We start from the raw sequence: 19,748 nt of genomic DNA on the forward strand, positions 1-19,748 counted from the left end.
GACCATGGCTGTCTCGCGCAACGGACTGATTGCCGCCCTGGATGTCGGCTCGTCCAAAGTCTGCTGCTTCATCGCGCGCAGCGATGGCGGCACGCTCCGCGTCATCGGCATCGGCCACCAGCTGTCGCGCGGCCTGCGCAATGGCAATGTGATTGACATGGATGCCGCCGAGCAGTCGATCCGCGCCGCAGTGGAAACCGCCGAGCGCATGTGCGGGGAAACCATCCGCGACGTGTTCGTCAGCGTGAATGCCGGCAACCCGCAGTCGCACAGCGTCGGCGTCGAAGTCGCCATCGACGGCCACGAAGTCACCGAGCATGACGTCGCCCTGGTGCTCGACCAGGGCCGCCGCCACGAACATCCGGGCGATCGTGAGATCGTGCATTCGATTCCCGTCGGCTACACCATCGACGGGTCGCGTGGCATCAAGGACCCGCGCGGCATGGCCTGCGAACGCCTTGGCGTGAACATGCATGTCATCACCGCCGGCTCGGGCCCGCTGCGCAATCTCGCCACCTGCGTCGCGCGAGGCCACCTGCGCATCGCCGGGCGAATCGTGTCGCCGTTTGCCGCCGGCCTCGCCTGCCTGGTCGAGGACGAGATGGATCTCGGCGTCACCCTGCTGGATATGGGCGGCGGCACCACCAGCCTGGCCGTGTTCTACGACGGGCAGCTGGTCCATGTGGACGTCGTGCCGCTCGGCGGCCACCATGTCACCAACGACATCGCCCGTGGCCTCTCGACTCCGCTGGCCCATGCCGAACGGCTCAAGACGCTGTACGGCACGGTGCTGCCGTCGCCGTCAGACGATACCGAGACGATCGACGTTCCCCAGGTGGGCGAGACCGACGATCATGCCCATAACCAGGTGCCGCGCTCGATTCTGACCGGCATCATCAAACCCCGACTCGAGGAAACCCTCGAGCAGGTGCGCGAGCGACTCGCGCAATCCGGATTCGAGAAGCTGGCCGGCCGCCGCGTGGTGCTCACCGGCGGCGCCAGCCAGCTGCAGGGCGTGCGCGAACTCGCCGCCCGCATTCTCGACAAGCAAGTGCGCCTGGGCCGTCCGATCCGTGTCGGCGGCCTGGCAGAGGCAACCGGCGGTCCGGCCTTCTCGGCCTGTGCCGGTTTGCTCTCTTACGCTCAACAGCAGGCGGCCGAGCGCATGATCCGTCTGCCCGAACCTGAGCCCGCACCCAACGGCGCGATTTCGCGAATCGGCCGCTGGTTGCGGGCCAATTTCTGATCGTGTGGTGAAGACAATGGAGACCGTTCAAAAAATCACCAGCAACCACGCGATTTTTTCAATGTCGCTTGCATCATGCGACGACATTGTTCAAAGCAACTTGTAACCCTGGAGGAGAACATGGGTATCAATTTGAGCATGCCGACCACGCGGGAACTGAAACCCCGCATCGTCGTCTTCGGCGTCGGCGGCGCCGGCGGCAATGCCGTCAACAATATGATTGCGGCTCAGCTTGAGGGTGTGGAGTTCGTTGCGGCGAACACCGATGCCCAGTCGCTGAACATGTCGCTCACCGAGCGGCGTATCCAGCTGGGCACCGCCCTGACGCAAGGCCTGGGCTGCGGCGCCCGTCCGGAAGTCGGCCGCGGCTCGGCCGAAGAGTCGCTCGACCAGATCATCGAGCATATGCAGGGCAGCCATATGGCCTTCGTGGCGGCTGGCATGGGCGGCGGCACCGGCACCGGTGCGGCCCCCGTGATCGCCCGCGCTGCCAAGGAAATGGGCATCCTGACCGTGGGTGTCGTGACCAAGCCGTTCTCGTTTGAAGGCAGCCAGCGCATGAAGCTGGCCGAGGCTGGCATCCGCGAACTGCAGCAGTATGTCGACACTCTGATCATCATCCCGAACCAGAACCTGTTCCGGGTGGCCAACGAGAAGACCACGTTCGCCGATGCCTTCAAGATGGCCGACAACGTGCTGCAGTCGGGCGTGCGCGGCATCACCGATCTGATGGTGATGCCCGGCCTGATCAACCTCGATTTCGCCGACGTGCGGTCGGTGATGAGCGAGATGGGCAAGGCCATGATGGGCACCGGCGAGGCCGAGGGCGATCATCGCGCCATCGAGGCCGCCGAGCGCGCCATCGCCAACCCGCTGCTGGACGATATCTCGATGAAGGGCGCCCGCGGCGTGCTCATCAACATCACCGGCGGCCCGGACCTGACGCTGTTCGAAGTTGATGAAGCCGCGAACCGCATCCGCGAGGAAGTCGATCCGGAAGCCAACATCATCGTCGGTTCGACGCTGGATGCGAATATGGAAGGCCGCATGCGGGTTTCCGTCGTCGCCACCGGCATCGACGCCGCCGCGCAGCTGGCCAGCCAGCCGCAGGCTGCACCCAGCTTGCGTCTGGTGACCCCGCCGCAGGCCAAGCCGGTCAACTTCGGCGCCCTGCCGCGTCCGGCTGTTTCGGCTGCAGCTCCGGCCACCATGCAGGCGGCTCAGCCTGTCGTCGCGCAGACCATCGTGGCGCCCGCACCGATGACGGCTGGCGCAACTGCCCTGGCCATGCCGGAACCGGTTGCGATCATTCCGGAACCCGCGATGGAACTGCCGGAGCCTGCTGCCCTTCCGGAAAGCGCGATGATCGCGCCGGACATGCCGCTCGCGGCTGACCCGGCGGCTTTTGTCGCCGCCGCTCCGGTGGCTGAACCAACCGCGCCGCGTCCCTTCGCTGCGCAGCTGGCCGAGGCCCAGGCGGTGCAGGCGGCATTCATGCCGCCGGCTGCACAGTCGATGCCGGCGCCGGTCCAGGCGCCTGCCGCGATGCGTCAGCCGGATCCGTTCGCCGAAGCCGACATGGTCAACAAGCCGGTCGAGCCGAAGAAGAAGGCCAGCCTGTTTGACCGTATCACCGGCGCGGCCCGCCGCACCGAGGCCGAGCCGGCCCCGATGCATCGTCAGGCCGAACCGCAGTTCACCCGCCAGCCGGCCGCCCCGGTTGCGGCGCCTGCGGCCACCGTGCGGGTCGAACCGCCGCGCCAGGCCGATCTCGGCCTGACCGCAACGGCGGAACGGGCCACACCGACCCGGCCGCAGGACGATCTGCTGGACATTCCGGCCTTCCTGCGCCGGCAGGCCAACTGAGCATCGAAAACCGCCGCTAAGTGTAGGATTTTGTTAATAAAAGCGGCGTTACAACTGGTAACACAGAGTGATTTGTTGAAGCCGGGGGTGGTTGGTAAAACCATCCCCGGTTTTCTTTTGCGCGAATTCTGTCCGATTCGCGATCCAGTTCAAGGAGTTCGCCCAGTGCTCAACACCGGCAAGATTGCCCAGAAGACACTGAAGAACCGCATCAAGTGCTCGGGCATCGGCCTGCACAGCGGTGCGAAGGTCACGCTGGTGCTGAATCCTGCTGCCCCGGATACCGGCGTGGTGTTCCGCCGCGTCGATCTGCCGGGCCGTCCGCTGGTGAGCGCCCGCTATGACCAGGTGACCGACCTGCGCATGTGCACGACGGTCGCTGCCGGCGAAGGCATCTCGATCGGCACCGTCGAGCATCTGATGGCTGCACTGGCCGGCTTAGGGATCGACAACGTTCTGATCGACATCGACGGCCCCGAAGTGCCGGTGATGGATGGTTCGTCCGCGCCCTTCGTCTTCCTGATCGAATGCGCCGATGCGATCGAGCAGGTCGCCCCGCGCAAGTATCTCAAGGTGCTGAAAGCCATTGAAGTGAGCGAAGGCAATGCCACCGCCACGCTGCTGCCGGCCGATGGTTTCACCATCGATTTCGAAATCGAATTCGCCAACAAGATGATCGGCCGCCAGAGCGCCGAATTCCAGCTGGAACCGGGCCGCTTCAAGGCCGATATCGCGCGTGCGCGTACCTTCGGTTTCGTGCAGGAAGTCGAACAGCTGCGCGCCATGGGCCTCGCCCGCGGCGGTTCGCTCGAGAATGCCGTTGTGCTGGGTCATGACCGCATCCTGAACGATGACGGCCTGCGCTATGACGACGAATTCGTGCGTCACAAGATTCTCGACGCCCTGGGCGATCTCTACCTCGCCGGCGCGCCGCTGATCGGCCGCTATATCGGTCGCCGCTCGGGTCATGCCGTCAACAACAAGCTGCTCAAGGCGCTGTTCGCCGACCAGAGCGCCTTCGCCTGGACCACGCATACCAAGGTACGCGAAACCGCCCGGATCATGCCGGTGGTCGATGTCGCCGCCGGTCGCCAGCGCCAGATCGCTGCCGAAGCGGCGCTGTAATCAGCGCGTTCTAACGGATTGCAAAAAGCCCCGCGCAAGCGGGGCTTTTCATGTCCGGGGACCGTGTCCGCAAAAGAAAAAGCCCCGCTTGCGCGGGGCTTTCGCAGGCTGCCGGTGACGGCAGCAAAGTCTTGTCGGCTCAGCTCTGCGGTTCGGCAGCGCCTAGCTCTTCTTCCTTGTAGCGGCTGGCGATGCTCTTGATCAGGCCGGCCACCGCGGAGCGGATCGTGGTGTCTTCGATGTCGCTGAAATTGCGCACCAGCTCAATGGTGGAGCGGTTCTTGCCGCCATGCTCCAGCGGGCGGCTCTCCAGGCGGGCTTCCAGGCCCTCGAAGAAGTAGGCCATGTCGACCTGCAGGCGCTGGGCGATCTCGAACAGGCGGCCGGCGCTGACGCGATTGGCGCCAGTTTCGTACTTTTGCACCTGCTGGTAGGAAATCTTCAGCGAGTTGGCCAGTTCTTCCTGGGTCAGGCCGAGTTCGGTGCGGCGGGCACGGATGCGCTCACCCACATACTCGTCGACACGCGTTGCGATTTTACCCATTGAATCACCTCATGGTGGGCCGGAAATACCGGCCGGCCTCTATATCTATGGCCCGGTGCCAGTTCAACCGGCGCTCGCGAGATTATTCATCTCCTGCCGGCTGGCCGGAATTTCGTACTTTTCTGACCGCATCTGCCATCGCATCTACTCGCGAGGCGGGATTGACCCCGAGCGGAAACCGTACAAAACCGGGTACCGACACAGGTAATAGGCGAATTCGATGCCGGTGAAAATCGTTCAGAAGTATAAGCCGCAACCACAGGTAAAAAGTACAGCAATAATGGATAGATAGCGGAACAGCCCCCAGGCCGACGTTCAAAAGGCGTAGTTCGGGCGGCGAAGAATAGCCTGTTAAGGCTATTTCGATCGGCCAAGGGGGCCCGGGGCAGGAGCCGGGAGGGGCTCCGCCTGCACCGGATTTTCCCAATCGTCATAAGGCCCAATCTTGATTTTGAGGGGGGGGCGTGTCACAGAATCAAACCATGCCTGTGTTCACCAATCTGGATTCGTCGCGGCTGGTTCCGACCGCGCGACGCCTCGTCTCCGCCCTGCTGCTGATGCTGGTGGTCGCCGCCTGCGGCACCAAGGACGCGCCCTATGTCGAGCGCCCGGTCGAGGAGCTGTACAACCGGGCGATGGATGCGATGGCGTCCAGCGAATGGGAAGCCGCGGCCAAGGGTTTCGACGAGGTTGAACGCCAGCACCCTTACTCGGTCTGGGCCAACAAGGCTCAGCTGATGGCGGCCTATGCCTACTACCAGAAGAATATGTACACCGACGCCATCTCGTCGGCGGAGCGTTTCATCCAGCTGCATCCGGGCAGCCGCGAAACGCCGTACGCCTATTATCTGGTGGCGGTCTGCTATTACGAGCAGATCACCGATGTCGGTCGCGACCAGAAGATCACGCAGCAGGCACTCAGCTCGCTGGAAGAAGTGGTGCGCCGCTACCCCACCAGCGAATATGCTCGCGACGCGCGCCTGAAGATCGACCTGACGCGCGACCATCTTGCCGGCAAGGAAATGACCATCGGCCGCTACTATCTGCGCACCAATATGCAGATCGCGGCGATCAACCGCTTCAAGATGGTGATCGAGAAATACCAGACCACCACGCATGTGCCTGAAGCACTGCATCGGCTGGCCGAGGCCTATATGAGTCTCGGTGTGCTGGAAGAAGCGCAGAACGTTGCCGCCGTGCTCGGCTACAACTATCCGGGCAGCGAATGGTATGTCGACACCTATACGCTGGTGACCGGCCAGGAAGTTTCGACGGCCTCGTCGGAAAAGAAATCCTGGTGGAATATCTTCTGACGCAGCCCGCAGCCCATCCATGCTGACCAGCCTGGGCGTCCGCGACATTGTCCTGATCGAAAAGCTCGACCTTGCCTGCGCCGCCGGCCTCGGCGTGCTGACGGGCGAGACCGGTGCCGGCAAGTCGATCCTGCTCGATGCGCTGGGACTGGCGCTCGGCCGCCGCGCCGATGCCGGCCTGGTGCGCCAGGGTGCGGCGCAGGGCGTGGTCACGGCCGTCTTCGATCTGCCGGCGAAGCATCCCGCACGCGCCATGCTCGATGAGCAGGGGCTGGAAGGCGGCGACGAACTGGTGCTGCGCCGCGTGGTGGGGCAGGACGGCAAGAGCCGCGCTTTCGTCAACGACCAGGCGGTCAGCGTCACACTGCTGCGCAAGCTGGGCGATACGCTGGTTGAAATCCACGGACAGAATGACGAGCAGGGCCTGACCGATGCCACCGTGCATCGCGCATTGCTGGATGACTATGCCGGGCTGGTGAAAGACGTCGCCGGGCTGCGCGATGCCTATCAGGCCTGGCGCGATGCCGAGACGAAGCTGAATGAGGCGACGCAGTCGGCCGAGCAGGCGCGGCGCGAGGAAGATTTCCTGCGGCATGTCGTCGGTGAACTTGAAACGCTGAAGCCGCAGCCGGGCGAAGAACAGGAACTGGCGGCGCAGCGCAGCCTGCTGCAGTCGGGCGAAAAGCTCGCGGTGGCAATGCAGGAAGCGCAAAGCGCGCTCGAACAGGGCGGTGGCGTCGATGCACGCCTGCGTGCCTGCCTGCGGGCGCTGGAACGCGTGGCGGATAAAGCCGCCGGCAAGCTGGATGCCGTGGTGGCGCAGGCCGATGCCGTGCTGGTGCAGGCCGGCGAATTGGCCGCGCTGCTGGATCAGACCGCGCGCGACCTCGATCTCGATCCGCAGAAGCTGGAAAAGGCGGAAGAGCGGCTGTTCGCCCTCCGCGCCGCCGCTCGCAAGCATAACGTGCCGGTCGACCAGCTCGCCGCGCTGGCCGAAAGCTACGCCGAGAAGCTCAACCTGATCGACAATACCGCCGCGTCGCTGGGCAAGCTGGGAAAGGCTGCTGCGGCGGCAAAGGTGGCCTATCAGGGCAAAGCCGAAGCGATTTCGGCGACGCGCCGCAAGTTCGCTACCAAGCTCGACAAGGCCGTGGCGGCCGAACTCGGCCCGCTCAAGCTGGGCGCGGCGAAATTCTCCACGTCGGTTGAGGCTTTGCCGCCCGATCAGTGGAGCGCCGAGGGTGCCGACCGCGTGCAGTTCCTGGCAAGCACCAATCCCGGCACCGCGCCGGGGTCGCTGGCCAAGATCGCATCCGGCGGCGAACTCAGCCGCTTCATGCTGGCGCTGCGCGTCGTGCTGGCCGGCCGTGGTGCGGCCGGCACGCTGATTTTCGACGAAGTGGATCGCGGTGTCGGCGGCGCGACAGCGGCAGCCGTGGGGCAGAGGCTGGCCCGACTGGCGGAACAGGTACAGGTGCTGGTCGTTACCCATTCGCCGCAGGTGGCGGCCAGGGGCGGGCAGCACTGGCGCATCGCCAAGCGCGAGGCGGGTAGTGCGAAGAACCGCACGACGCTGACTGAAGTCTCGCCGCTCAGCAGTGCCGGTGATCGCCGCGAGGAAATCGCCCGCATGCTGGCGGGCGCCACCATCACCGACGCAGCCCGCGCGGCAGCCGACAGCCTGCTCGCCGGCCAAGAGGCGTAAGACATGAGTCGTCAGCGTGCGAAACCGGTGGCCGATCTCAGCCCCCGTCAGGCCAGCCTGGAGCATGCCCGGTTGGAAGAAGAGATTGCCGTCCATGACAAGCGCTATCACCAGCAGGATGCGCCGACGGTGTCGGACGCCGAGTATGATGCGCTGAAAAAGCGCCTGCTCGAACTCGAAACGACATTCCCCGAGCTCAAGACCCTGACCGGTGTCTCCAGCCGGGTCGGCGCGGCCCCCGCCGCCGGCTTCGCCAAGGTGAAGCACAGCAAACCGATGCTGTCGCTCGACAATGCTTTCGCCGAAGAAGATGTCGCCGATTTTCTCGGTCGCATCCGCCGCTTCCTCAACCTGAAGGACGGCGACGACCTCGCGCTGGTGGCCGAGCCGAAGATCGACGGTCTGTCGGCTAGCCTGCGCTACGAGAATGGCGAACTGGTGCGCGCCGCCACCCGCGGCGACGGCCAGGAAGGCGAGGATGTCACCGCCAATATCCGCACGCTGAAGCAGGATGTGCCACACAAGCTGAGTGGCAAAGGCTGGCCCGACGTGCTGGAGGTGCGTGGCGAAGTCTATATGACGCGCGCCGATTTCCTGAAACTGAACGAAGCGCAGGAAGCCGCCAGCCAGAAAATCTTTGCCAATCCGCGCAATGCCGCGGCAGGCAGTCTGCGTCAGCTTGATGCTTCGATCACCGCGAAACGCCCGCTGCGCTTCTTCGGCTACAGCTGGGGCGAGGTGTCCGCGCCTTTCACCGGCAAGCTCAGCGATGTGCGCCAGAAACTCGACAGCTGGGGCTTCACGCTCAATCCTCATGTGGAACTCTGCCACAGCGTCGACGACCTGATGGCTTATTACAACGACATCGGCGCGAAGCGCGCCAAACTGGCCTTCGACATCGATGGCGTCGTCTACAAGGTCGATCGCCTCGACTGGCAGGAGCGGCTCGGCTTTATCAGTCGTAGCCCGCGCTGGGCGGTGGCGCATAAATTTCCCGCCGAACAGGCGCAGACCGTGCTGGAGAATATCGATATCCAGGTCGGCCGCACCGGCACGCTCACGCCGGTCGCCAAGCTCAGGCCGGTCAATGTCGGCGGCGTGCTGGTATCGAATGCCACGCTGCACAATGAAGACGAGATCAGGCGCAAGGATGTACGCATCGGCGACACGGTGGTTATCCAGCGCGCCGGCGATGTGATCCCGCAGGTGGTCAGCGTCGTGCTGGACAAGCGGCACAAGGGCGCGAAGGAATATGAATACCCGACCAAATGCCCGGTCTGCGGCCAGCCGGCCGAGCGCGAGGTGGATGCGTCAGGCGCCGAAGATGTGCGGCGGCGATGCACCGGTGGTGTGTCCTGCCCGGCCCAGGCGATGGAAGGCCTGCGCCATTTCGTCTCGCGCAATGCCTTCGATATCGAGGGTATCGGCGAGAAGCAGATCGCGGCCTTTTACGAATGGGGCTGGATCAAGGAACCGGCCGATATCTTCAAACTGCCGAAGCAGCATTCCGCCGACCTGCGCAAGAAGGAAGGCTATGGCGATACCTCGGTCGACAACCTGATCCGGTCTATCGACCAGCGCCGCAGCATTGGTTTCGACCGTTTCCTGTTCGCGCTTGGCATCCGCCATGTCGGGCAGGAGCGCGCGCGGCTGGTGGCGATGCATTACGAGACGCCGCAGCGCTGGCTGGCCGCCATGGACGAGGCCGAGGCGCGCCATGGCGAGGCCTGGGGTGACCTCAACAGCATCGACAAGATGGGCGATGTGGTGGCCGAGGCCATTCTTGGTTTTGCCACCCGCAAGCAGAGTCGCAATGTGATCGATCATCTGCTGAAAGAACTCACCGAGGTCGTGCCGCCGGCGAAGCCGACCACAGATTCCGCTGTCGCCGGCAAGACGGTCGTGTTCACCGGGTCGCTGGAGAAATTCACCCGCGACGAGGCCAAGGCGCGTGCGCTCAGCCTCGGCGCCAAGGTGGCTGGTTCGGTGTCGAAGAAGACCGACTATCTCGTCGCCGGTCCCGGCGCCGGCTCGAAACTGGCCGAGGCGCAGAAGCATGGTGTGGCGGTGTTGAGCGAAGATGACTGGCTCGCGCTGATCGGCGGGTAAGCTGATGCACGCACAGATCCAGCTGCCTTCGCTTGCTGAAGTCCAGGGCGCGACGGCGATCGCGCTGGATTTCGAGACCGCCAGCGGCTCGCCCGGCAGCATCTGTGCCATCGGTCTGGCCTGGATCAAAGACGGACGGGTCAGCCATGTGGCGCATCGGCTGATCCGGCCGCATGACATGCGCTTCGCGCCGAGCTTCATCGGCATCCACGGCATCTATCCCTATCATGTCGAGCATGAGCCGGAATTCCCGGCGGTGTGGGACGAGCTGCTGCCGCATCTGGAAGCCGTACCGCTGCTGCTGGCGCATAACGCGCCCTTCGATATCGGCGTGCTGCGCGCGGCGCTCACGCATTACGGCCAGCCATGGCCGAGCCTGAGCTATCTCTGCACGGTGAAGATCGCGCGTGCCGCCTGGCCGGGCCTGGAAGGCTATGGTCTGGCGAACATGGCGGCGCATCTCGGGCTGGAGCTGCGCCACCATGCCGCCGACAGCGATGCGGCAGCCTGCGCCGGCATTGCGTTGCGCGCGGCCAGCGAAGCGGGCGTGGCCGATATCATGGAGGCGCTGCCGCGCTGGAGCATCAAGCCCGGCCGGCTTGAGCCGGATTACCACGAAAGCTGCACGACCTTGCGCGATCGCGCCAGCCAGCGCGGCCGGGCCCGTATCCCGCGCTGGCTGCGGCAGATCTAGGCTGTCGGCTTACTTGGTCTCTTTCTCGTAGCGCGCCTTGGTCTCGGCATTGGGCGGATAAAGGCCGGGCAGCGGAATGCCCTTGTCGATCTCGCCCATGATCCAGGTCTCGAGCTTTTCCTGCTCGATGGCTTCCTTGGTCACGTCTTCCACCATCGCCTGCGGGATCAGCACGGCGCCATCGGCATCCAGCACGATCACATCGCCGGGATAGACCGCGACGCCGCCGCAGCCGATCGGCTCCTGCCAGTTCACAAAGGTCAGCCCGGCGACAGACGGCGGCGCCGCCGCGCCATCGCACCAGACGGGGAGATTCGTGCCGATCACGCCAGCCACGTCGCGCACCACGCCATCCGTCACCAGCGCCGCCACGCCGCGCTTCTGCATGCGGGCGCAGAGGATGTCGCCGAAAATGCCGGCATCGGTGATGCCCATGGCGTCGACCACGGCGATGCAGCCTTCCGGCATGTCCTCGATGGCGCCGCGCGTGCTGCGCGGCGAGGCCCAGCTGGCCGGCGTGGCGAGGTCTTCGCGCGCCGGCACGAAACGCAGCGTGAAGGCCTCGCCGACGATGCGATTGCTCTGCGGGGTCAGCGGCCTGGAACCGCGGATCCAGACATTGCGCAGGCCCTTCTTGAGCAGGACCGTGGTCAGCGTGGCGGTGGTGATCAGTTCCAGCGCAGCCTTGATGCGTGCGTCGAGCATGCCTGTGTCTCTCCCGTTGTTTTTAAGTCTTATGCACCGAGCGGTGCCGTCGCCTGCTTGAGCCAGTCGCGCGTCGTGTCATCTACATGCTCGGCGACATCCTGCCAGACCAGCGCGTGATAGGCATCGACCCAGGCCACTTCTTCCGCTGTCAGCAGCGACAGCTCGATCAGCCTGCGATCATAGGGCGCGCGCGTGATGGTCTCGAAGCCGAACCAGCGCTTGCCGTTCTCGGCCTTCTCGGTCACGACGCGCACGACGACCAGGTTCTCGATGCGGATGCCGTAGCCGCCGGTCTTGTAGTAGCCAGGCTCGTTGGAAATGATCATGCCGGGCTTCAGCGGCACCGGACTGCCGGCTTTGGCGATGCGCTGCGGTCCTTCATGGACCGACAGATACGCGCCGACTCCATGGCCGGTGCCATGGTCAAAATCGAGGCCGACGTCCCACAACGGCTTACGCGCCAGTGAATCGAGCTGCTGGCCCGCAGTGCCTTCGGGGAATTTCGCCGTGGCGATGGCGATATGGCCCTTCAGCACGCGGGTATAACGGTCGCGCATCTCGGGCGTCGGTTCGCCGATCGCGATGGTCCGCGTGATGTCGGTGGTGCCATCGGGATACTGGCCGCCGGAATCGACCAGATAGAGGTTGCCGCGTTCCAGCTTCTTGTTTGTCTGGGGCGTCACGCGGTAATGCACGATGGCGCCATTCGAGCCGGCGCCGGAAATCGTGCTGAACGACAGATCGCGCAACTCGTTCGACAGTCGGCGGAAGCCCTGCAGCTTCTCGACCGCCATGATCTCGTCGATGCCGTCGCCCTTCGTGGCATTCGCATCGAGCCAGCAGAGGAATTTGCTGACCGCCGCGCCATCGCGGCGATGCGCCGCGCGCGTGCCGTCCAGCTCCGCCGTGGTCTTGCAGGCCTTGGGCAGAAGGCAGGGGTCTTCGCTGCGCACCAGCTTCGCGCCGGCCTGCTCCAGGCGCTGCAGCACATAGACCGCAGCCGTCGCTGGATCGACCTGCACGGTCTTGCCGGCCTGGCCCAGCTTGCTCAGCGCCTCGGGGAAGGCGGCCGCATCCTGCAGGCACACGTCGCCGAGATGCTTGCGCACGGTGTCGTCCAGCTTGCGGCCGTCGATATAGAGATCGACGCCGCCGTCGCTGTGCAGCACTGCCATGGACAGCGGGAGCGGGGTGTGTGGCACGTCGCTGCCGCGGATATTCAGCAGCCAGGCAATCGATTCCGGCAGGGTGAGCGCCACGGCGCTGGCGCCGTTGCCCTTCACGATGCTGGCGATGGCGGCGCGTTTCTCGACCGACGACTGCCCGGTCAGCGCCAGGTCCTGCACGCGCACGGGCCCCAGCGGCGGCGGCGGCTGGTCGCTGCCCCATACGCTATCCAGCGGATTGTCGTCCACCGCGACAAGCTCTGCGCCGGCCGCAGCGCAGGCCTCCGCCAGTCGCTTCACGGCCGCTTCGGTATGCAGCCACGGATCGTAGGCGAAGCGCTCGCCCTGTTTCAGATTGGCCTTGAGCCAGTCGGTCGGCGGACTGTCGGTGATATGCAGTCGCTCAAACAGCGTGCCATCCACCTGCGCGTCGAGCTGCAGCGTGTAGCGGCCGTCGCTCCACACGCCGGCCTTGTCGAGTAATACGGCCGTGGTGCCGGCCGAGCCGGTGAAGCCGGTCAGCCAGGTCAGGCGCTGCGCCCGCATCGGCAGGTATTCGCTCTGGTATTCGTCGGTCAGCGGCAGGATCAGTCCGGCCAGACCGCGTTTTTTCAGCTCTGCGCGCAGGGCAGCCAGCCGGGCAGGGACGGCGGCGCGGTCCTCGATGGCGGCGGCGTAGCGCGCGGCCAGTTCGGCCACCAGACTGCCGGCTTTGGTCCGATCCACCGGCAGGTCGGCCGGCAGCAGCACGAGTCCGGGGAAGTCGCCGAAGACTTTCGGGGCGGCGGCAATGCCGCGCAGCCAGGCGGCAGCAGGCTCGGGAAGGCTGGTCAGTTGGGGCGGCTGGTGCAGCGTCATGGGCCTAAACCTTTGTCGAATCTTTGGAATTATGCGGTGGTCCGACCGCCCTGTCCAGACTAGCTATGCAGTTTCTGCAATACTGTGTGTGCAAACAACTCATAGCTAAGTCATTGATTTTTAATGGGTGCAGTGCAATATTCTCGTCGTGGCCGCGATGCAGAGGATGCCCGGACCACAGAAAAGGAAGACTACCATGAATACCCTGCGCAACCAGACCGCTTTCGCCTTTCCGGCCAACCTCGCGCCCCTGACGGTCGCTGAGGTCGAAGCCTACGCGCGTCGTATCCGCGCCGAAGCCATCGCCGACCTGATCTTCAAGAGCTGGGTCGCCCTCAAGTCTGTCGCCGTGAGCGTCAAGACGCGCCTCGAGCAGCAGCGCGCCCTCGCCGAGCTGCACAGCCTCGACGACGCCATGCTGCGTGACATCGGCCTCAGCCGTTCTCAGATCCCGGCCGCCGTTGCTGGTCTGATCGAGCGCCCGGCCGCTGCTGCGGTGAACGAGAATGCCCTGACCGACCAGGTAATCCGCCTGGTGCCGCGTCACGCTGCCTAAAGCTTTTTAACAGGCCCCCATCGGTGCCGGGGCGCGTACCGCCCCATCTTCTCCTCCCCCCTGTTGGATGGAGCGGATGTCCCGGCAGACCGAGCGATCAAAAGGCGTGGTCCCCTTCATCGGGGGCCACGCCTTTTTCGTTTTGGCGGCTATTCGCATTACGCATGGCTGCCTGCCAGCCATTGCAAAGCTTGCCTGATTAATCCGTAAGCGGAAAAAATGTGCAGACGGTCATTTTTTGTACATAATTGAATTTGTTCAAAAATTTAACAATATTGCGCTTGCAAAATTTATACTGCAGCGCAATATGTACGACAGCAGTGCTGACGTATTTTCATAATCCTACGCGCCACTGCTGAGGAACACCCGGGGCGGCTTATCCCAACGTAAAGGAGATAGCCATGCAAACCCCGCGCGCTAACAAGACCCCCAATACCCTCAACAGCCTGCCGTACCTGTATCTCGGCCTCACTGACTATGTGGCCCTGGAACGCGAAGCACGGCGCGCCCGTGCCCGCGCCATTGCCGCATTGCTGACCCGTGGCTGGCAGGCCCTGACCGCCCGCCCGGCCCCGCAGGCCGATGTCGGTTTCAGCCGTGAAGAACTGATCGAGCTTGGCGTGCCGGCCCAGGATGTTCGTGCCGCCCTGACCGGCCAGATACTCGGCAACGCCATCGGCGCCGTGCTGCAGCGAATCGCCTTCCTCTGGAACCGCGCCGTGGCAGAAGCCGAACTGCGCAGTCTGGACGACCGCACCCTGCACGACATGGGCCTGAGCCGCTCGGATATCCGCGCGGCCGTCGCCGGCGACATCCATCGCCCCGGGACGAAGCCTGTGGCCGTTGCCGCGGGTCAGCCGTCGAACGATGCCGGCATGGCCAAGGTTCAGGTGCTGAAAGCCAAGGAAGTCGTCGCCGCCTAAAAGCGTTTCTTGGGCGACGCAGCGCCGCGCCTCAGGCGCGGTGCTTGAAGACACCCCCAGCCGCGCCGTTCAGGCGCGGCGGCGGAAGACCAACGTGTGCCAGCCTTCGCGCGGAATGCGCCGCGCGAGGCTGAGGCCACCGAAATGCAGTCCGGCCGCTCTGTAACGCGCGACGATCAGGCGCTCTTCCTTCGCCAGCAGGCCAGAGAGCACCAGATGGCCGCCGCCGGCCACGAGGCGGGCAAGGCCGGTCGCCATATGGCACAGCGGCCCGGCCAGGATATTCGCCACCACGAGGTCATACGGTCCTGCGGCCGTCAGGCGCGGATCGTCGGGGCGTGACGCGGTGAGCGCTGCAATCCGCTGCGACAGGCCATTCAGTTTCACATTGTCGCGGGTCACGTCGGTGGCGACCGGATCGATATCGGCGGCGAGCACCGTGCGTGCGCCAGCTTTTGCGGCTGCCATCGCCAGCACGCCCGAACCTGTACCCATATCCAGCATGTTGCGCGGCGGCACCACGCGGCAGAGATCGTCGATTGCCTGCAGGCAGCCGTAAGTTGACGGCGCGCGGCCGGTGCCGAAGGCGAGCCCTGCATCCAGCAGGATACCCAGACGGCCCGGCGGAACCTGGCCGGCATCATGCGCGCCGTAGAGGAAGAAACGCCCGGCGCTGACCGGCGCATTCAGCTTGTTGGTATGGCGCACCCAGTCCTGCGCCGGCAGATGCGCGAAACGGATCACAGCGGGAATATCGAGGCCGGCGGCAACATCCTTCAGCCGCTTGCGCCACTCTTTCTCGTCGGGCGGGGCATCGAACAGCACCTGCACACGCCAGTCCGGGCTCATCGCCATGCCGGGCTGCACGACCTCATAGGACGAGACGGCAATGCCGGCATCGGTCAGCAGATCTTCGGCCGCAGGCACCAGATCGACCGGCACATCCAGTTCGACCGACCAGAATTCAGGGGAAAGCGGCATCGTTTTTGGCTTCTTCAGGGTTTCGTGACGAAACGGGCGATCACCCGCTTCTCGCCAGCCTTTTCAAAGCTGATGGTAAGTTTGTCGCCATCGATGGCGCGGATACGGCCGTAGCCGAATTTGTCATGGAAGATGCGGTCGCCGACGGAGAAGGCGGCATCATCGGATGTGCGCGTCACGTCTTCGTCGCGGATGCGGCGCGAACGGCCATCGATGGTGGTGCCGCCCTGCTTTTGTCTGGGCGTGAAGTCCCAGTTGGTGCCCTGATAGCCGCTGCCGCGTGCGCCGGTCTCGGAGAAACCACCGCCGATATAACCGAGCGAGCCCAGGCCCGACGATGCCAAACCCTGCGCGCCGCGATAAACGCCGGTCTGCGCGCGCTGATCGACATGTTCACGCGGCAGTTCATCGAGGAAGCGCGACGGGATCGCCGAGGTCCACTGATTGTAGATGCGCCGGTTGGCGGCGAAGCTGATATGCGCGCGCTTGCGGGCCCGCGTCAGGCCGACATAGGCAAGGCGGCGCTCTTCCTCCAGGCCGGCGGTGCCGTTGTTTTCCAGCGAACGGCGGCTGGGGAACAGCTCTTCTTCCCAGCCGGGCAGGAAGATGTAGTCGAATTCCAGGCCCTTGGCGCCATGCAGCGTCATCAGGCTGACCATCTCGGCGTCTTCGCTGTTCTCGGTATCCATCACCAGTGCGACGTGATCGAGGAAGCCCGCGAAGTTTTCGAAATCGCTGAGCGCGCTGATCAGTTCCTTCAGGTTTTCCAGCCGGCCGGGCGCTTCGGGCGACTTGTCGTCCTGCCACATCTGGATATAGCCGGATTCTTCCAGTACGATCTCGGCCACTTCGGTATGCGGCAGTTCGGTGGCCTGCCGGCGCCAGCGGTCGAAATCGTCCATCAGCTTGCGCAGGGTATTGCGTTGCTTGGGCTTGATCTCGTCAGTCTGCAGCAACTCGTGCAGCGTGGCGGTCAACGAGCGACCGCCGCCGCGCGCCAGCTTGTGCAGCATCTGCATGGTGCTTTCGCCCAGGCCGCGCTTGGGGGTGTTGACGATGCGCTCGAAGGCCAGATCGTCGTCGGGCTGCATCAGCACACGGAAATAGGCGATGGCATCGCGGATTTCGCGGCGCTCGTAGAAGCGCAGGCCGCCGACCACGCGGTATTTCACACCGATGGTGAGGAAGCGTTCCTCGAAGGCGCGAGTCTGGTGGCCGGCACGCACCAGGATGGCCATCTGGTTCAGCGACACTTTCTCGCGTTCCAGCGTCTCGATCTCGTCGCCCACCATGCGGGCTTCCTCGTCGCCATCCCACACGCCCTGCACCAGAACCTTGTCGCCCTCGTTCAGGTCAGTCCACAGCGTCTTGCCCAGCCGGCTTTCGTTATGCGCGATCAGGCCCGATGCCGCGCCCAGGATATGCGGCGTCGAGCGGTAGTTGCGCTCCAGCCGCACGATCTTGGCGCCGGGGAAATCGGTCTCGAAACGCAGGATGTTGCCCACCTCGGCGCCACGCCAGCCGTAGATCGACTGGTCGTCGTCGCCCACGCAGCAGATGTTCTTGTGCTTCTGCGCCAGCAGCCGCAGCCACAGATACTGCGCCACGTTGGTGTCCTGGTATTCATCGACCAGGATGTAGCGGAACTGATGCTGGTATTTCTGCAGGATCTGTTCGTGTTCGCTGAACAGCGTCAGGTTATGCAGCAGCAGGTCGCCGAAGTCGCAGGCATTCAGCTGCAGCAGGCGCTCGCAATACAGGCGATACAGATGCGGGCCCTTGCCCTCGGCGAAACCGGAGTCGCTCTCCGGCGTCTTGCCCGGCTTCAGGCCGCGATCCTTCCAGCGGTCGAACTGGCCTTTCAGCAGGCGCGGCGGCAGCTGCTTCTCGTCCAGGCCTTCGGCTTCGATCAGCTGCTTGATCAGGCGCAGCTGGTCGTCGTCGTCCAGGATGGTGAAATTGGGCTTCAGGCCGACCAGTTCGGCATGGCGGCGCAGGATGCGGTTGCAGATGCCATGGAAGGTGCCGAGCCACAGGCCCTCGACGGCATTGCCGACCAGCTTCTCGACGCGCTCGCGCATTTCGCGGGCGGCCTTGTTGGTGAAGGTGACGGCCAGGATCTGGCTCGGCCAGGCCAGCCGGCGATACAGGATATGCGCCAGCCGCGAGACCAGCACACGGGTCTTGCCGGTGCCGGCGCCGGCCAGCACCAGAAGCGGGCCTTCCAGGTGGTTGACGGCCTCGCCCTGGGCTTCATTGAGCCGGACAAGCCAGTCCGGTGGCGGCAGCGCGGCGGCAGCGGCGGGATCGTTCAGAGCAGGCTGGTTTTCCGGCTCGAATCCAGACAGGTCAAAGGGGTCGGCAGACATGGTTGCTACATAGCGTAAGCGGGCAGGGTGGGCCACCCCTGCCGACCCTGCAATGCAGCATACCCCTGACGCTTTCTGGGCCGCTTTTCGCCGTGCTTTACCAAGTTTACCTGCATTGCCTGAGCGCCGGCAAAGCGTTACCTCTATGGGTAATCCCGAGGAGAGAAAACGCCATGGCCCCCGTCGCTGCCGCCCAGCCCCGCTTGACCCCCGCCGCCACCCAGGCCGCGCTCGATGCGCTCAAGCAGCTTTTGGGCGACCGGTTCAGCGCTGCCCAGGTGGTGCGCGACCAGCATGGCCGCGACGAAAGCTGGGCCATGCCGTTGCCGCCCGACGCGGTGGTCTTCCCGCACAGCACCGAGGAAGTGGTGGAGGTCGTCAAGATCTGTGCCGCCCACGGCCTGCCGATCATTCCCTATGGCGCCGGCACCTCGCTGGAAGGCCATGTCACCGCCGTGCAGGGTGGCGTCAGCATCGACCTGATGCAGATGAACCGCATCCTGCAGGTCAATGCCGAAGATCTCGACGTGGTGGTGCAGCCGGGCGTGCGCCGCAAGCAGCTCAACGAATACCTGCGCGATACCGGACTGTTCTTCCCGATCGATCCGGGCGCCGATGCCTCGATCGGCGGCATGGTCTCGACGCGCGCCAGCGGCACCAATGCCGTGCGTTACGGCACCATGCGTGAAAACGTGCTGGCGCTGACGGTGGTGATGGCCGATGGGCGCGTGATCCGCACGTCCAAACGCGCCAAGAAGTCGGCCGCCGGCTACGACCTGACGCGGCTTTATATCGGCTCCGAAGGCACGCTCGGCATCATCACAGAAATCACGGTGAAGCTGTATGGCATCCCGGAAGCCATGGCGGCGGCGACCTGTTCGTTTGCCTCGCTGGAAGGCGCGGTCAATTCCGTGATCCAGACGATCCAAGCCGGCATTCCGGTGGCGCGGATCGAACTGCTGGACGACGTGCAGGCCAGGGCGATCAACGAGTATTCCAAACTGAGCCTGCCGGTGCAGAACATGCTGATGCTGGAATTCCATGGCTCCGAAGCCGGCGTCGCCGAACAGGCCGAGATGGTGCAGGCCATCGCTTCCGAACATGGCGGCGAGGGCTTCCAGTGGGCCACCAAGGCCGAAGACCGCGCCAAGATGTGGGAAGCGCGCCATGCCGCCGCCTATGCCTGCAAGGCGTTGCGCAAGGGCTGCGAGATCATGGCCACCGATGTCTGCGTGCCGATCTCGCGCCTGACCGAATGCATTCTCGAAACCAAGGACGATGTGGTGAAGACCGGGCTTACTGCCCCGCTGGTCGGCCATGTCGGCGACGGCAATTTCCACCTCTCGGTGGTGGTCGACCGCAGCAATCCGCAGGAAGTGGCGACGGTGGAGGAATTCAGCGAACGCCTGGTGCATCGCGCGCTGCGCATGGAAGGCACCTGCACCGGCGAGCACGGCATCGGACGGGGCAAGATGAAATACCTGACCGCCGAGCATGGCGAGGCAGTGGCGGTGATGCGCGCCATCAAGAAGGCGCTCGACCCCGACAACCTGATGAATCCCGGCAAGATATTTAGCATCTGAGA

General features: G+C 64.6%; 15 protein-coding genes. 10 read left to right on the forward strand and 5 right to left on the reverse strand.

Going from position 1 to position 19,748, the window contains the following annotated elements:
• Nucleotides 1–4: 4 nt before the first annotated feature.
• The 3 genes from ftsA to lpxC all read left to right on the forward strand — a co-directional run bounded on the left by ftsA (nt 5) and on the right by lpxC (nt 4,237).
• Nucleotides 5–1,246, forward strand: coding sequence for a cell division protein FtsA (gene ftsA, locus FNB15_RS13330; protein WP_144069171.1), 1,242 nt, complete (start codon nt 5–7; stop codon nt 1,244–1,246).
• Between the two features lie 120 nt (nt 1,247–1,366).
• Nucleotides 1,367–3,112, forward strand: coding sequence for a cell division protein FtsZ (ftsZ, locus tag FNB15_RS13335; protein ID WP_144069172.1), 1,746 nt, complete (start codon nt 1,367–1,369; stop codon nt 3,110–3,112).
• Between the two features lie 165 nt (nt 3,113–3,277).
• Complete coding sequence (gene lpxC / locus FNB15_RS13340) at nt 3,278–4,237, forward strand: UDP-3-O-acyl-N-acetylglucosamine deacetylase (protein ID WP_246068685.1); 960 nt, start codon at nt 3,278–3,280, stop codon at nt 4,235–4,237.
• 139 nt (nt 4,238–4,376) lie between these two features.
• On the opposite strand, the gene FNB15_RS13345 is transcribed toward lpxC, so the two are convergent.
• Nucleotides 4,377–4,781, reverse strand: a complete 405-nt coding sequence (locus tag FNB15_RS13345; protein ID WP_144069173.1) for a helix-turn-helix domain-containing protein — start codon at nt 4,779–4,781, stop codon at nt 4,377–4,379.
• A 482-nt stretch (nt 4,782–5,263) separates the two neighbouring features.
• On the opposite strand from FNB15_RS13345, the gene FNB15_RS13350 reads away from it, so the two are divergent.
• The 4 genes from FNB15_RS13350 to FNB15_RS13365 are packed head-to-tail and all read left to right on the forward strand — an operon-like array spanning nt 5,264 to nt 10,602.
• The gene (locus FNB15_RS13350; protein WP_144069174.1) at nt 5,264–6,094 is read left to right on the forward strand and encodes an outer membrane protein assembly factor BamD; all 831 of its coding nucleotides are present in this window, start codon (nt 5,264–5,266) and stop codon (nt 6,092–6,094) included.
• Between the two features lie 19 nt (nt 6,095–6,113).
• Entirely contained in the window at nt 6,114–7,799 is a 1,686-nt protein-coding gene (recN, locus tag FNB15_RS13355; RefSeq protein ID WP_144069175.1) for a DNA repair protein RecN, read from the forward strand.
• A 3-nt stretch (nt 7,800–7,802) separates the two neighbouring features.
• Entirely contained in the window at nt 7,803–9,908 is a 2,106-nt protein-coding gene (gene ligA, locus FNB15_RS13360) for an NAD-dependent DNA ligase LigA (RefSeq protein WP_144069176.1), read from the forward strand.
• Between the two features lie 4 nt (nt 9,909–9,912).
• A complete protein-coding gene (locus tag FNB15_RS13365) occupies nt 9,913–10,602 on the forward strand; it encodes a 3'-5' exonuclease (protein ID WP_144069177.1) in 690 nt (229 codons plus the stop codon).
• A 9-nt stretch (nt 10,603–10,611) separates the two neighbouring features.
• On the opposite strand, the gene FNB15_RS13370 is transcribed toward FNB15_RS13365, so the two are convergent.
• Together FNB15_RS13370 and FNB15_RS13375 are read right to left on the reverse strand one after the other, a co-directional pair.
• A complete protein-coding gene (locus FNB15_RS13370; RefSeq protein ID WP_144069178.1) occupies nt 10,612–11,307 on the reverse strand; it encodes a ribonuclease activity regulator RraA in 696 nt (231 codons plus the stop codon).
• 29 nt (nt 11,308–11,336) lie between these two features.
• Nucleotides 11,337–13,334 (reverse strand): aminopeptidase P family protein, encoded by a 1,998-nt coding sequence (locus FNB15_RS13375; protein WP_144069179.1) that lies wholly within the window; start codon nt 13,332–13,334, stop codon nt 11,337–11,339.
• A 196-nt stretch (nt 13,335–13,530) separates the two neighbouring features.
• On the opposite strand from FNB15_RS13375, the gene FNB15_RS13380 reads away from it, so the two are divergent.
• Together FNB15_RS13380 and FNB15_RS13385 are read left to right on the forward strand one after the other, a co-directional pair.
• On the forward strand, nt 13,531–13,890 hold the full coding sequence (locus FNB15_RS13380) for a DUF1127 domain-containing protein (RefSeq protein ID WP_144069180.1): 360 nt from the start codon (nt 13,531–13,533) through the stop codon (nt 13,888–13,890).
• Nucleotides 13,891–14,291: 401 nt separating this feature from the next.
• Nucleotides 14,292–14,813 (forward strand): DUF1127 domain-containing protein, encoded by a 522-nt coding sequence (locus tag FNB15_RS13385; protein WP_144069181.1) that lies wholly within the window; start codon nt 14,292–14,294, stop codon nt 14,811–14,813.
• A 69-nt stretch (nt 14,814–14,882) separates the two neighbouring features.
• Here the strand turns inward: FNB15_RS13385 and FNB15_RS13390 are convergent, their stop codons facing one another.
• Together FNB15_RS13390 and FNB15_RS13395 are read right to left on the reverse strand one after the other, a co-directional pair.
• Complete coding sequence (locus FNB15_RS13390; protein WP_144069182.1) at nt 14,883–15,794, reverse strand: 50S ribosomal protein L11 methyltransferase; 912 nt, start codon at nt 15,792–15,794, stop codon at nt 14,883–14,885.
• 14 nt (nt 15,795–15,808) lie between these two features.
• On the reverse strand, nt 15,809–18,163 hold the full coding sequence (locus tag FNB15_RS13395) for an ATP-dependent helicase (protein ID WP_144069183.1): 2,355 nt from the start codon (nt 18,161–18,163) through the stop codon (nt 15,809–15,811).
• 173 nt (nt 18,164–18,336) lie between these two features.
• Here FNB15_RS13395 and FNB15_RS13400 point away from each other — a divergent pair, with 173 nt between their 5' ends.
• Entirely contained in the window at nt 18,337–19,746 is a 1,410-nt protein-coding gene (locus FNB15_RS13400; protein WP_144069184.1) for an FAD-binding oxidoreductase, read from the forward strand.
• The last annotated feature ends 2 nt before the right edge of the window (nt 19,747–19,748 follow it).

This window comes from Ferrovibrio terrae, from assembly GCF_007197755.1.
GTDB lineage: Bacteria > Pseudomonadota > Alphaproteobacteria > Ferrovibrionales > Ferrovibrionaceae > Ferrovibrio > Ferrovibrio terrae.